This window comes from Variovorax gracilis (assembly GCF_030317115.1).
GTDB classification, from domain to species: Bacteria; Pseudomonadota; Gammaproteobacteria; order Burkholderiales; family Burkholderiaceae_C; genus Variovorax; species Variovorax gracilis.
In genome coordinates, this window is record NZ_JASZYF010000007.1 from 163,292 (window position 1) to 176,683 (window position 13,392).

The window sequence follows — 13,392 nt, forward strand, 5'->3', positions numbered from 1 at the left end:
CCGTCACACCAGCACGCGTTCGATGCCGCCCTGGTTGGCAGCCGCCACATACTCGGGCATCCAGCTCTCGCCGAGGATCTTGTTGGCCATCTCGACCACGATGTAGTCGGCTTCGAGCAGGCCGTTGTTCAGGTCGTTGCCGTAGCGGCTCAGGCCTTGCAGGCAACTCGGGCAGCTCGTCAGGATCTTGACGTTGTCCGCGGGCGCCACCTTGCCGGCGTCGCGCAGCGCGGCCTCGCCCTTGCGGAGTTCCTCTTCCTTGCGGAAGCGGATCTGCGTCGAGATGTCCGGCCGCGTCACGCCGAGCGTGCCCGACTCGCCGCAGCAGCGGTCGTTCTTGAGCACGTTGTCGCCGACGAGCGCCTTGACGGTCTTCATCGGGTCCTGCAGTTTCATCGGTGTGTGGCAAGGATCGTGATAGAGATAGCCGCCACCGCCTGCATCGGCCAGGGTGATGCCCTTCTCCAGCAGGTACTCGTGGATGTCGATGATCCGGCAGCCCGGGAAGATCTTGTCGAACTGGTAGCCCTGCAACTGGTCGTAGCAGGTGCCGCAACTCACCACCACCGTCTTGATGTCGAGGTAGTTCAGCGTGTTGGCGACGCGGTGGAAGAGCACGCGGTTGTCGGTGATCATCTTCTCGGCGCGGTCGTACTGGCCGCTGCCGCGCTGCGGATAGCCGCAGCACAGGTAGCCCGGCGGCAGCACGGTCTGCACGCCCGCATGCCACAGCATGGCCTGCGTGGCGAGGCCCACCTGCGAGAAGAGCCGCTCCGAGCCGCATCCCGGAAAATAGAACACCGCCTCGGTCTCGGGCGTGGTCGTCTTCGGATCGCGAATGATCGGCACGTAGTCCGCGTCCTCGATGTCGAGCAGCGCACGCGCTGTCTGCTTGGGCAATCCACCAGGCATCTTCTTGTTGATGAAGTGGATCACCTGTTCCTTGACCGGCGCCGGCCCGAGCGTCGCCGGCGGTGCAGCGGTCTGCTTTCTCGCGAGGCCGCGCAGCAGGTCGTTGGCCAGCCGCTGCGCCTTGAAGCCGACGTCGACCATGCCCGTGCGCATCATCTTGATGGTCTGCGGGCTGGTCGCATTGAGGAAGAACATCGCCGCGGCATTGCCGGGCCGGAAGGATTTCTGGCCCATCTTGCGCAGCAGGTTGCGCATGTTCATCGATACGTCGCCGAAATCGATCTTGACCGGGCACGGCGAGAGGCACTTGTGGCAGACCGTGCAATGGTCGGCCACGTCCTCGAACTCTTCCCAGTGCTTGATGCTCACGCCGCGCCGGGTCTGCTCCTCGTAGAGGAAGGCCTCGACCAGCAGCGAGGTCGCGAGGATCTTGTTACGCGGCGAATAGAGCAGGTTGGCGCGCGGCACGTGCGTCGCGCAGACCGGTTTGCACTTGCCGCAGCGCAGGCAGTCCTTGACGCTGTCGGCAATGGCGCCGATGTCGCTCTGCTGCATGATGATCGACTCATGCCCCATCAGGCCGAAGCTCGGCGTGTAGGCATTGGTCAGGTCCGCCTGCAGCGCGCGCCCGTCCTGCGCCTGGTGCTCGTTGCTGCGAAGCAGCTTGCCCTTGTTGAACCGGCCTTCGGGGTCGACCCGGCGCTTGTAGTCCGTGAAGGGCTGCAGTTCGTCGTCGCTCAGGAATTCGAGCTTGGTGATGCCGATGCCGTGCTCGCCCGAGATGACCCCGTCGAGGCTGCGCGCCAGCACCATGATGCGGGCGACCGCCGCATGGGCAGTCTGCAGCATCTCGTAGTTGTCGCTGTTGACGGGGATGTTGGTGTGCACGTTGCCATCGCCCGCGTGCATGTGCAGCGCGACCCACACTCGGCCCTTGAGCACACGCTGGTGGATCTCGTTGCATTCGGCCAGGATCGGCGCGAACTCGGCACCCGAGAAAATCGTCGCCAGCGGCGCGCGGATCTGCGTCTTCCAGCTCGCACGCAGCGAGTGATCCTGCAGTTGGGGGAACAGCGCGTCGACGTTGTCGAGCCACCCCTGCCACAGCGCGCGCACCTCGCGCACCAGCGCCACGGCCTGCGCCACGCGGTCTTCCAGCAACTCGGCCGACGGGATGTCGTTGGCGTCGTCGCTCTTGCCCAGCGGCAGGTTGCCGCGCGCCAGGAAGGCTTCAAGCTCGTCGGCGAGCGCAAGCTTGTTCTGCAGCGACAGCTCGATGTTGATGCGCTCGATGCCGTCCGTGTACTCGGCCATGCGCGGCAGCGGGATCACCACGTCTTCATTGATCTTGAAGGCGTTGGTGTGCTTGCTGATGGCGGCCGTGCGCTTGCGGTCGAGCCAGAATTTCTTGCGCGCCTCGGGACTGATGGCGATGAAGCCCTCGCCGCTGCGTGAATTCGCGATACGCACCACCTCGGAAGTCACGCGCGCCACGGCGTCGGCGTCGTCGCCGGCGATGTCGCCGAACAGCACCATCTTCGGCAGGCCGCCGTGCTTCTTCGACTTGGTCGCATAGCCGACGGCCTTGAGATAGCGGTCGTCCAGGTGCTCCAGGCCGGCCAGCAGCACGCCGGAGCGCTTCTGCTCGGCGAACATGAAGTCCTTGATCTCGACGATGCTCGGCACCGCATCCTTCGCGTTGCCGAAGAATTCGAGGCAGACCGTGCGCGTGTGCGCCGGCATGCGGTGCACGATCCAGCGCGCGCTGGTGATGAGGCCGTCGCAGCCTTCTTTCTGGATGCCGGGCAGGCCCGAGAGGAACTTGTCGGTCACGTCCTTGCCGAGGCCTTCCTTGCGGAAGGTCTTGCCGGGGATCTCCAGCCGCTCGGCGCGAAGAGCGGTCTTGCCGTCGGCGGCGAAGTACTGAAGTTCGAAAACCGCGCTTTCGGCGTCATGGATCTTGCCGAGGTTGTGGCCGACACGCGTGACCTCCAGCCACTCCGCCTGCGGTGTCACCATGCGCCAGGACGCGAGATTGTCCAGAGCGGTGCCCCAGAGAACCGCCTTCTTGCCGCCGGCGTTCATCGCGACGTTGCCGCCCACGCACGAAGCCTCGGCCGAGGTGGGATCGACCGCGAACACGAAACCCGCGCGCTCGGCCGCATCGGCCACGCGCTGGGTGACGACCCCCGCCTCGGTCCAGATCGTCGCCACCGGGTTGTCCAGCCCCGGCAGCGAGACCATCTCGAGTTCGGTCATCGCCTCGAGCTTCTCGGTGTTGATGACGACGCTGTTCCAGGTCAGCGGGATCGCGCCGCCCGTGTAGCCGGTGCCGCCTCCGCGCGGAATGATGGTCAGGCCCAGCTCGATGCAGCCCTTGACCAGTCCGGCCATCTCGGCCTCTGTGTCGGGCGTCAGCACGACGAAGGGGTACTCGACGCGCCAGTCGGTCGCGTCGGTCACGTGCGACACGCGCGAGAGCCCGTCGAACTTGATGTTGTCCTTGGCCGTGAGCCGGCGCAGCGTGCGCGTGGCCTTGCGCCGCAGGGCTGCGACGTCGCGGAACATCGTGTCGAAGGCCGAGATCGCCTGGGCCACCAGGCCGGTCAACTCGCCGACGAGCAGGTCGCGCTGGGCGTCGCTGTCGGGTGTTCGGCGCTTCTGCACTTCGGTCAGGCGGTGGTTGAGGGCGTCCACCAGTTGGCCGCGCCGGCGCGGATTGTCCAGCAGGTCGTCGACGAGGTAGGGATTGCGCTGCACGACCCAGATGTCGCCCAGCACTTCGTAGAGCATGCGGGCCGATCGGCCGGTGCGGCGCTCTGAGCGCAGGATCTGCAGGAGTTCCCAGCCTCGCTCGCCCAGCAGGCGAATCACGATCTCGCGATCGGAGAAGCTGGTGTAGTTGTAGGGGATCTCACGCAATCGCACAGGCTCTGCGGCCTGCGACAACAACGCCGTCAACGCGGTCGGAGCATTCATCGGGGAGTGGCCTCGGTCGGGCGCTGCGCGCCCATCAACCAGGGGCGTGAATTTTAAGGCAGGCCCACGGGACCTGCCGGAAGGTCAGAACAGGACGCGGCTGCGGATGGTTCCCGGCACCCTGGCGAGCTTTTCCAGGGCCAGGTCGGACGACTCCGCATCGATGTCGGTCACCACGTAGCCCACCTTCTCGTTGGTCTGCAGGTACTGCGAGGAGATGTTGATGTTGTTGTCCGAGAAGATCCTGTTGATCTCCGACAGGACGCCAGGCACGTTGCGGTGGATGTGCAGCAGCCGGTGCTTGCCCGGATGGGCCGGCAGCGCCACCTCGGGGAAGTTGACGGACGAGGTCGAAGTCCCGTTGTCGCTGTACTTCACGAGCTTTTCGGCCACTTCCAGGCCAATGTTGGCCTGCGCCTCCATGGTCGAGCCGCCGATGTGCGGTGTCAGGATCACGTTGTCCAGCCCGCGCAGGGGTGACTGGAACTCGTCCTTGTTGCTGCGCGGCTCGACCGGGAAGACGTCGATCGCCGCGCCCAGCAGCTTCTTCTCCTTGAGGGCCGCGGCCAGCGCTTCGATCTCGACCACGGTGCCGCGGGATGCATTGATCAGGATGGCTCCGGGTTTCATGGCCGCGATCTCGGCCGCGCCGATCATCCATTGCGTGGCCTGCGTCTCCGGGACGTGCAGGCTCACGATGTCGCTCTGTGCCAGCAGGTCGGGCAGGAGCCGCACCTGGCGAGCGTTGCCCAGCGGCAGCTTGGTGACGACGTCGAAGAACGCCACCTGCATGCCGAGCGCCTCGGCCAGCACCGAGAGCTGCGCCCCGATGGAGCCATAGCCGACGATGCCGAGCGTCTTGCCGCGGATCTCGAAAGCGTTGTCGGCCGTCTTGAGCCAGCCGCCGCGGTGCGCGACGGCGCTCTTCTCGGGCACACCGCGCAGCAGCAGGATGGCTTCGGCCAGCACCAGTTCGGCCACCGAGCGCGTATTGGAATAGGGCGCATTGAAGACGACGACGCCATGTTCGCGCGCCGCGTCGAGGTCGACCTGGTTGGTGCCGATGCAGAAGCACCCCACGGCCACCAGCTTCTGCGCCTCGGCGAAGACCTCGGCTGTCAGCTGCGTGCGCGACCGGATGCCCAGGAAGTGAACGTCGGCGATGCGCGCCTTGAGCTCGGCATCCGGCAAGGCGCCGGACAGCGACTCGACGTTCGTGTAGCCGGCCGCATGCAACACCTCGACCGCTGAAGGATGAATGCCTTCCAGCAGGAGGAACTTGATCTTGCTTTTGTCGAGGGACGTCTTGCTCATGCGAGTGCGGAGGCCCGCCCGAACCCCAAAGCCAGAGCCGGCAGAGCCGAAAAAAGGGAGCGCGATGCTAGCATGCTGCGCCGCAACATGCAGGCCGCGGGGCGTTGCACCAAAAAGGGTTTCCCCGGTTGGTGAACAATGCGGCCGGCGCGAAAAATATGTGACGCTGTCGTGTCATACAAACGACCTAGCATCCGCGCTTTTTATTTCCCCTCAGGAGTCTTCATGCGATTCAAAACGCTCGCCATGGCATCGGCGCTTGCCGCGACGCTGTTCACCCCCGCGTTCGCGCAAACCGAAATCCAATGGTGGCATTCCATGACCGCCGTCAACGGCGAATGGGTCAACGATCTGGCCAGGCAGTTCAACGAGAGCCAGAAGGAATACAAGGTCATCCCCACGTACAAGGGGACCTACGACGAATCGATGACGGCTTCGATCGCCGCCTTCCGCGCCGGCAATGCGCCGCACATCCTGCAGGTGTTCGAAGTGGGCACCGCCACCATGATGGCCAGCAAGGGCGCGGTCATCCCGGTGGCCCAGGTGATGAAGGACGCCGGCGCGAAGTTCGACCCGAACGCCTATATCTCCGCGGTCGCCGGCTACTACACGGCACCGAACGGCCAGATGCTGAGCTTCCCGTTCAACAGCTCGACGACCATCTTCTATTTCAACAAGGACGCCTTCAAGGCCGCCGGCCTGGACACGACCAAGGCGCCGGCGACCTGGCCCGAAGTGGTCGCCGCCGCAGCCAAGCTCAAGGCTGCCGGCCACAAGTGCCCGTTTACCACCGCCTGGCAGGGCTGGACCCAGCTCGAGAGCTTCTCGGCCTGGCACAACGTCGAGTTCGCGACCAAGAACAACGGTCTCTCGGGCCTGGACGCGCGCATGAAGATCAACTCGCCGCTGCACGTGCGCCACATCGACAACCTGGCGAACATGGCCAAGCAGGGCCTCTTCGTCTACAAGGGCCGCGGCAACGTGCCTGAAGCCAGCTTCGTGTCGGGCGAGTGCGCCATGATCAACACCTCGTCGGGCTTCTACGGCAACGTGGCCAAGAACGCCAAGTTCGCCTACGGCCTGGCACCCCTGCCCTACTACCCGGATGTGCAGGGCGCTCCGCAGAACACCGTCATCGGCGGCGCCAGCCTCTGGGTGATGTCGGGCAAGAAGCCGGCCGAATACAAGGGCGTGGCCGAGTTCTTCAAGTTCATCTCGACGCCTGAAGTGCAGTCCGCCAGCCACAAGCGCACGGGCTATCTGCCCGTGACCACCGCGGCCTACCAGCTCACCGAGAAGTCGGGTTTCTACAAGGAGAACCCGGGCACGGACGTGGCGGTCACGCAGATGATCCGCAAGGTCACCGACAAGAGCCGCGGCATCCGCCTGGGCAACTATGTCCAGATCCGCGCGATCGAGGACGAGGAACTCGAACAGGTCTGGTCCGGCAAGAAGACGCCGAAGGAGGCCCTGGACGCGATCGTGAAGCGCGGCGACGAGTTGCTCGAACGCTTCCAGAAGGCCAACAAGAGCTGACGTTGTCATCGCGGTTCAGGCCGCGCCCGACCGGCTAACATCCACCGCCCCGCCTGCCCAGCAGTCGGGGCGGAACTGTTATCAGGGGGGCGAATAACTTTTAATCGATATCGCTCATGGAAAAACGCGTCGTCTTTCGCTCGGGCTGGCTGCCCTGGGCGCTGCTCACGCCGCAGCTCATCGTCATCATCGTGTTCTTCTTCTGGCCCGCGAGCCAGGCGTTGATGCAATCGATGCAGATGCAGGATGCCTTCGGCACCTCGACCGAATGGGTCGGCCTGCAGAATTTCAGGGAACTGTTCAACGACCCCGCCTACATCGAGTCCTTCGAGACGACGGCCCTCTTCTCGATCCTGGTCGCCGGCATCGGCCTTGCGCTCTCTCTGCTGCTGGCCGTGTTCGCGGATCGCATCGTGCGCGGTGCCATGGTCTACAAGACGCTCCTGATCCTGCCCTATGCCGTGGCGCCGGCCGTAGCCGCGGTGCTGTGGGTGTTCATGTTCTCGCCCTCGCTCGGCGTGGTCGCCTATGCGCTCGGCAAGATCGGCATCGACTGGAACCACCTGCTCAATTCAAAGCACGCCATGACGCTGATCGTGATGGCCGCAGTCTGGAAGCAGATTTCATACAACTTCCTGTTCTTCCTCGCGGGCCTGCAGTCGATCCCCAAGTCGCTGATCGAGGCCGCTGCCATCGACGGCGCCCGGCCGTGGCGGCGCTTCTGGACCGTGCAGTTTCCCCTGCTCTCGCCAACCACCTTCTTCCTGCTGGTGATCAATGTGGTCTACGCCTTCTTCGACACCTTCGCGATCGTCGATGCGGCGACCCAGGGCGGCCCGGGCACGGCCACCCGCATCCTGGTCTACAAGGTCTACCACGACGGCTTCAAGGCGATGGATCTCGGCGGCTCGGCCGCGCAATCGGTGGTGCTGATGGCGATCGTGGTCGTGCTGACCGTGATCCAGTTCCGCTACGTCGAGAAGAAAGTGAACTACTGAAATGGTTGAACGCAGCCCCACTCTCGGCATCCTGGCGCACGCCGTGATGATCTTCGGCGTGCTGATCGTCGCCTTTCCGCTCTACCTGGCGTTCGTTGCATCGACCCACACGGCGCAGGAAATCGTGCAGGCGCCGATGCCGCTCCTTCCCGGCGGGCATTTCTGGGAAACCTACAAGTCCGCGTTGTTCGGCCGCACCGCCGGCGCCGGTTCCACCGCACCCGTCGCCCGGATGATGTGGGTGAGCCTCGTGACCGCGCTGGTCATCACCTTCGGGAAGATCGCGATCTCGCTCCTCTCGGCGTTCGCGGTGGTGTACTTCCGCTTTCCGTTCAAGAGCCTGTGCTTCTGGGCGATCTTCATCACGCTGATGCTGCCGGTCGAAGTCCGGATCGGCCCGACCTACCAGGTGGTGTCGGACCTCGGCATGCTGAACAGCTATGCGGGCCTGACCATTCCGCTGATCGCCTCGGCGACGGCGACCTTCCTGTTCCGGCAGTTCTTCCTGACGGTGCCCGACGAACTCATCGAGGCCGCCCGCATGGACGGCGCCGGGCCGATGCGCTTCTTCTGGGATGTGCTGGTGCCGCTGTCGAAGACCTCGATCGCCGCGCTCTTCGTGATCCAGTTCATCTACGGCTGGAACCAGTACCTGTGGCCGCTCCTCGCGACCACGAGCGAGGACATGTATCCGGTGGTGATCGGCATCAAGCGCATGATCGCGGGCGGCGACGGGCAGAACGAATGGAACATCGTGATGGCCACGGCACTTCTCGCGATGCTGCCGCCCGCCATCGTCGTGATCCTCATGCAAAAGTGGTTCGTCAAGGGCCTCGTCGACACCGAAAAGTGAACATACCCCCCCAGGCCTGCTCGCTTCGCGTAGGCGCCCACCCCCTTGCAGGGCAATACCGGCGGCCGGCAAAGCCGGTTCCGCGGTATTTCTGGAATGGGGCACGCATCGAGCCTCACTAATTAGATAAGCAACAACATGGCAGCTCTTTCGCTTCGCAACGTCATCAAGCGCTACGGCCACGGGCCGAAGGCCAACCAGGTCATCCATGGCGTCAGCGCCGAGATCGCAGACCGCGAATTCATCGTCATCGTCGGGCCTTCGGGCTGCGGCAAGTCCACGCTGCTGCGCATGGTCGCGGGCCTGGAGGAAATCAGCGCCGGCGAGATCCGCATCGGCGACCGCGTGGTGAACAACCTCGAACCCGCCGAGCGCGACATCGCGATGGTGTTCCAGAATTACGCGCTCTACCCGCACATGACGGTCTTCGACAACATGGCCTATGGCCTGAAGATCGCCAAGGTGCCGGTGCCGGAGATCAAGACGCGCGTCGACAAGGCGGCCAAGATCCTGGAACTCGGTCACCTGCTGGCGCGCAAGCCGCGCGAGCTCTCCGGCGGGCAGCGCCAGCGCGTGGCCATGGGTCGCGCCATCGTGCGTCAGCCGCGGGTGTTCCTGTTCGACGAACCGCTGTCAAACCTCGACGCCAAGCTGCGCGCGCAGACCCGCCTGGAAATCCAGAAGCTGCACCGCGAGCTCGGCATCACCTCGCTCTTCGTGACGCACGACCAGGTCGAAGCCATGACGCTGGCGCAGCGCATCATCGTGATGAACGCCGGCGTGATGGACCAGTTCGGCACGCCCGAGGAGGTGTATTCGCGCCCCGCGACCACCTTCGTCGCCAGCTTCATCGGCTCGCCCCCGATGAACCTGCTGAAGCACGCACCCGGGGTGCGGCCGGGCACGATCCTGGGCATCCGCCCGGAGCACATGACGCTCGACGCGAGCGGCTGGTCGGTGCAGGTGGAGCACGTGGAGTTGCTGGGCGCGGAACGGCTGATCTACGGCCGCATCGGCGAAGAGCAGTTGATCATGCGTGTGGACGAAGGCCAGACACCGCCGGCCGCCGGCGACACCGTCAAGATCGCCGCGCGCCAGGACAAGCTGCACTGGTTCGACGCCGGGTCCGGCAAGCGCACCACATGAGCGACAGGACGCCGGCCTCCGATTGGCCGTATCCGCGCTGGATCGCGCACCGCGGCGCGGGCAGGCTCGCACCGGAAAACACGCTGGCTGCGTTCCGGCTGGGCGCCGAGTACGGCTATCGCATGTTCGAATGCGACGCGAAGCTCAGCGCCGATGGCGTGCCCTTTCTCCTGCACGACGCCACGCTCGATCGCACGAGCAACGGCCATGGCATGGCGGGCGATCACGGCTGGGCGGCGCTGTCCCGACTCGACGCGGGCGGATGGCACTCCCGGCGCTATGCCGGAGAGCCGCTGGCGAGCCTCGAAGCCCTCATCCGCTTCTGCATCGCCAACAGCCATGCGCTCAACATCGAGATCAAGCCGACCCCCGGGCTCGAGCGCCTGACCGGCGAAACCGTGGCGCGGGACGCCGCGGCGCTGTGGGCCGGCGCGTCCCTGCCGCCACCGTTCCTGACCTCGTTCGCGCCCGACTCGCTGCGAGGCGCTCAGGCCACGCAGCCGGAGCTGCCGCGCGGCTTGCTGCTGGATACGCTGTGGGACGGCTGGCTCGACACGGCGACGCAGCTCGGCTGCGCGGCGGTCGTCTGCAACTACGCGCTGTGGGACGCCGCCACCGTGGCCCGGGTGCACGCGGCCGGGCTGCGCGCGCTGAGCTACACGGTCAACGACGACTGGGCGGTGCGCCACCTCATCGCGCTCGGCACCGACGGAATCATCACGGACCGCGTCGACAGGTTCAGCCCGGCAAGCTGACGCCGGCGGCGCCAAGCATTTCGCTGGTGGAACGGACGCCTTCTATGATGAAGTCATGAGTTGGCTCCAACGTCTCGCGGCACTGCTGTTCGCCGCCGTGCTATGCGGCCCCGCATTCGCCCAGGGCGATTCGAGCGAAGTCGCCCCCACCGTTGCGGCATTGCGGTCCCGGCTCGATCGCATTCCGGCGACCGTCGACGTCAATGACAACGTCGCAGGCCTGATCGCGGAACTTCACGCCATCAGTGCGGCTACCGACAAGTTCATCACGACGCGCACGGGCGAGCTCAACGACCTCAATGCGCGTCTGGGCGAACTGGGCAATCCACCGGCGGCCGGCGCGGCGGCAGAAAACCCCGACATCACGCGTCGGCGCGCGACGCTGACCAAGGAGCGCAACGCAGTCGATGCCGACATCCGGCTGGCGCGCCTCGTCACCGTGGACGCCCAGCAACGGGCGAGCGACATGCTCGCCAAGCGGCGTGCGCTGTTCGAGGCCCAATTGACCGAGCGCTCCCCGTCGCCCCTGGGCAGGGAGTTCTGGCGCGACATCGCCGATGCGTGGCCCTCCGATGTCAATCGCCTGCGAGCGCTCGGCGCCGAACTGAAAAACGGCCTCGACGTGGCGCGGGAGCCGGCCCATCGCGCAGCCGTGCTGATCAGCATCGTCGTTGCCGTCGTGACCGCGCTGCTGGGCAACTGGATCGCAGAGCGCGCATTGGCGCAGCTCGCGGCGCGCTTCCTGCCAGGCGGCCGTTTGCGGCGTTCGCTGCTGGTGATCGCGATCGTCACTGCGAACGTCCTGATCGTCGGCATTGCAGCGCAGGGCGTCTACGCGACTTTCGACTTCCACGGCATCTGGGGACCGCAGAGCCGCAAGCTGGGACAGGCCGTGGTGCAGTCGAGCATCTTCATCGCCTTCGTGGTCGGCCTCGGACGCGCGCTGTTGTCCAACAGTCGGCCGTCATGGCGCTTGCCGCCGATGCCGGACGACATGGCCAAGCGCCTCGCACCCTTCCCCTGGCTGATGGCCATGGTTGCGGCGCTGGTGTGGGCGCCGACGCAGGTCAACGCGGTGGTGGAAGCCAGCTTTGCGGCCGTGGTCGGCTCGCATGTGGTGACGGCACTGGCTCTCACCGCCATGATCGGCGCGATGCTGCTTCGGCTGCGGGAGCCAGCGCACGCGGTGCCGGCCGAAGGAGCGGCGCCGCCTGCACCGGAAGGCCACGCGCCGGCTGCGGCTGCGGCTGCGGCTGCTGCCTCGCAGCCCGAGGTTGCCGAGCGCCCGCTCTGGGTCGGCATCCTGCTGGCGATCGTCGCGCTGGCGCTGGTCGTGATCTGGATCCTCGTCGGGACCGGCTATGTGGCGATGGCGAGCTTCATGGCGAGCCAGCTCAACTGGACCTGCATCGTCGCGGCTGCGTTCTATGTGCTGTTCAAGTTCGCCGACGACCTGTTCATGGCCGTGGTGTCGTCACGCAGCAATTTCGGACACCGATTGCAGGCGAGCTTCGGACTGGATCCCCGCACGCTGGACCAGGCGGCCGTTGCGCTGTCGGGCCTGAGCCGCGTCGCGCTCTTCTTCTATATGTTGATCGCGCTGGCGACCCCCTTGGGCACGAGCCCGGGCGAGGTGTTCCTGCGCAGCGGCAAGTTCGTCAGCGGCGTGAAGGTGGGCGAGATCCAGCTCGTTCCCGGCGCGATCTTCAGCGCGGTCGCGGTGCTCGTGGGCGGCTTTGTCGCCTTGCGCATCGTCAAGCGCTGGCTGGAGGGCCGCTACCTGCCGAACACGGCGCTCGAGCCCGGCATGCAGAGTTCGATCACCACCCTGCTCGGATACGTCGGCGGGATCGTGGTGGTCGCTTTTGCGCTTTCGGCGCTGGGCATCGGGATCGAACGCATTGCGTGGGTGGCAAGCGCACTGTCGGTCGGTATCGGTTTCGGCTTGCAGGCGATCGTGCAGAACTTCATCTCGGGGCTGATCCTGCTGGCGGAACGGCCGGTGAAGGTCGGCGACTGGGTGGTTCTGGGCAACGCCGAGGGGGACGTGCGGCGCATCAACGTGCGCGCGACGGAAATCCAGTTGGGCGACCGCTCGACGATGATCGTGCCGAATTCGGAGTTCATCACCAAGACCGTGCGCAACATGACCCTCGCGAACGCCGAGGGCCGCGTGCTCATTCGCCTGCCGCTGCCGCTGACCACCCACGCGAGCCGCGCGCGCGAGGTGATGCTGGCGGCGTTTGCCAATCACCCAGGCGTGCTGTCCACGCCCGCGCCGACGGTCACCCTCGAAGGCATCGAGGTCGGGTTCCTGATCTTCCAGGCGATTGCCTACGTGCCGAGCCCTCGCCTGGCTGGCGGGGTGCGCAGCGACGTCCTCTTTGCGATTCTCGATGGCTTGCAGGCGGCCGGCTTGCCGATGGCGGCCTATCCGGGCGTCCCGCCCATGCCCGGCGCGCCAGGCGCGCCACCGGTGCCTGCGCCCACCGCCGCAGCGCCCGTGGGGCCGCTGCTGGCGCCTTAACGGCGCCAGCCTCCGGCGACCAGCCACTGGCTGGTGCCGCATGCGACCACCAGTGCCGCGTAGGTGGTCATCTTTCCGTCGCGGCCGAAAATGATCAGCCCGGCCGCCAGCACCGCGACACCCACTACGAAATTGATAGCACCCTGAGCCCACCAGGCGGGGGCTCTGGCCGCTCGCCGCATCGAGAACCGGCCCAGGATGGCGCACAGGAAGCCGACGGCGAACGCCGGGGCGACGAAATTGAGCAGGTGATTGAGGAATTCCAGCGGGGCCATGGGGGAGAGGTGGCGCAACGGCGACCGGGTATCGCCGCGATAGCCACGGCCTTTTTCATTCTGCATGCCGTCTGCGGGCTGCTGATTTTATAATCAG

General features: G+C 65.8%; 9 protein-coding genes. 6 read left to right on the forward strand and 3 right to left on the reverse strand.

Annotated elements, in window-relative coordinates; translation table 11 throughout:
• Positions 1-3 precede the first annotated feature (3 nt).
• The gene (locus tag QTH97_RS16135; RefSeq protein WP_286569313.1) at positions 4-3,891 is read right to left on the reverse strand and encodes a DUF3683 domain-containing protein; all 3,888 of its coding nucleotides are present in this window, start codon (positions 3,889-3,891) and stop codon (positions 4-6) included.
• Between the two features lie 84 nt (positions 3,892-3,975).
• Positions 3,976-5,205, reverse strand: a complete 1,230-nt coding sequence (gene serA / locus QTH97_RS16140; RefSeq protein ID WP_286569314.1) for a phosphoglycerate dehydrogenase — start codon at positions 5,203-5,205, stop codon at positions 3,976-3,978.
• Positions 5,206-5,430: 225 nt separating this feature from the next.
• On the opposite strand from serA, the gene ugpB reads away from it, so the two are divergent.
• The 6 genes from ugpB (at position 5,431) to QTH97_RS16170 (ending at position 13,020) form a co-directional block, all read left to right on the forward strand.
• Complete coding sequence (gene ugpB / locus QTH97_RS16145) at positions 5,431-6,741, forward strand: sn-glycerol-3-phosphate ABC transporter substrate-binding protein UgpB (protein ID WP_286569315.1); 1,311 nt, start codon at positions 5,431-5,433, stop codon at positions 6,739-6,741.
• Positions 6,742-6,857: 116 nt separating this feature from the next.
• Positions 6,858-7,739: a sn-glycerol-3-phosphate ABC transporter permease UgpA gene (gene ugpA / locus QTH97_RS16150; RefSeq protein WP_286569316.1), complete on the forward strand. Its 882-nt coding sequence runs from the start codon at positions 6,858-6,860 to the stop codon at positions 7,737-7,739.
• Between the two features lies 1 nt (position 7,740).
• Entirely contained in the window at positions 7,741-8,592 is an 852-nt protein-coding gene (ugpE, locus tag QTH97_RS16155) for a sn-glycerol-3-phosphate ABC transporter permease UgpE (RefSeq protein ID WP_286569317.1), read from the forward strand.
• A gap of 138 nt (positions 8,593-8,730) precedes the next feature.
• Complete coding sequence (locus tag QTH97_RS16160; RefSeq protein ID WP_286569318.1) at positions 8,731-9,738, forward strand: sn-glycerol-3-phosphate import ATP-binding protein UgpC; 1,008 nt, start codon at positions 8,731-8,733, stop codon at positions 9,736-9,738.
• Complete coding sequence (gene ugpQ, locus QTH97_RS16165; RefSeq protein WP_286569319.1) at positions 9,735-10,493, forward strand: glycerophosphodiester phosphodiesterase; 759 nt, start codon at positions 9,735-9,737, stop codon at positions 10,491-10,493. Before QTH97_RS16160 ends, ugpQ begins: the two co-directional genes overlap by 4 nt.
• 55 nt (positions 10,494-10,548) lie before the next feature.
• A complete protein-coding gene (locus QTH97_RS16170; protein WP_286569320.1) occupies positions 10,549-13,020 on the forward strand; it encodes a DUF3772 domain-containing protein in 2,472 nt (823 codons plus the stop codon).
• Here QTH97_RS16170 and QTH97_RS16175 read toward each other — a convergent pair.
• Complete coding sequence (locus QTH97_RS16175; RefSeq protein WP_286569481.1) at positions 13,017-13,295, reverse strand: hypothetical protein; 279 nt, start codon at positions 13,293-13,295, stop codon at positions 13,017-13,019. The two genes, QTH97_RS16170 and QTH97_RS16175, sit on opposite strands and share 4 nt — an antisense overlap.
• Positions 13,296-13,392 lie beyond the last annotated feature (97 nt).

What these genes read in the sequence shown, in the direction of transcription:
- QTH97_RS16170 (WP_286569320.1), top strand. Translation starts at nt 10,549, where the DNA reads ATGAGTTGGCTCCAACGTCTCGCGGCACTGCTGTTCGCCGCCGTGCTA.
- ugpE (WP_286569317.1), top strand. Translation starts at nt 7,741, where the DNA reads ATGGTTGAACGCAGCCCCACTCTCGGCATCCTGGCGCACGCCGTGATG.
- QTH97_RS16135 (WP_286569313.1), bottom strand. Translation starts at nt 3,891, where the DNA reads ATGAATGCTCCGACCGCGTTGACGGCGTTGTTGTCGCAGGCCGCAGAG.
- ugpA (WP_286569316.1), top strand. Translation starts at nt 6,858, where the DNA reads ATGGAAAAACGCGTCGTCTTTCGCTCGGGCTGGCTGCCCTGGGCGCTG.
- serA (WP_286569314.1), bottom strand. Translation starts at nt 5,205, where the DNA reads ATGAGCAAGACGTCCCTCGACAAAAGCAAGATCAAGTTCCTCCTGCTG.
- ugpB (WP_286569315.1), top strand. Translation starts at nt 5,431, where the DNA reads ATGCGATTCAAAACGCTCGCCATGGCATCGGCGCTTGCCGCGACGCTG.
- QTH97_RS16160 (WP_286569318.1), top strand. Translation starts at nt 8,731, where the DNA reads ATGGCAGCTCTTTCGCTTCGCAACGTCATCAAGCGCTACGGCCACGGG.
- QTH97_RS16175 (WP_286569481.1), bottom strand. Translation starts at nt 13,295, where the DNA reads ATGGCCCCGCTGGAATTCCTCAATCACCTGCTCAATTTCGTCGCCCCG.
- ugpQ (WP_286569319.1), top strand. Translation starts at nt 9,735, where the DNA reads ATGAGCGACAGGACGCCGGCCTCCGATTGGCCGTATCCGCGCTGGATC.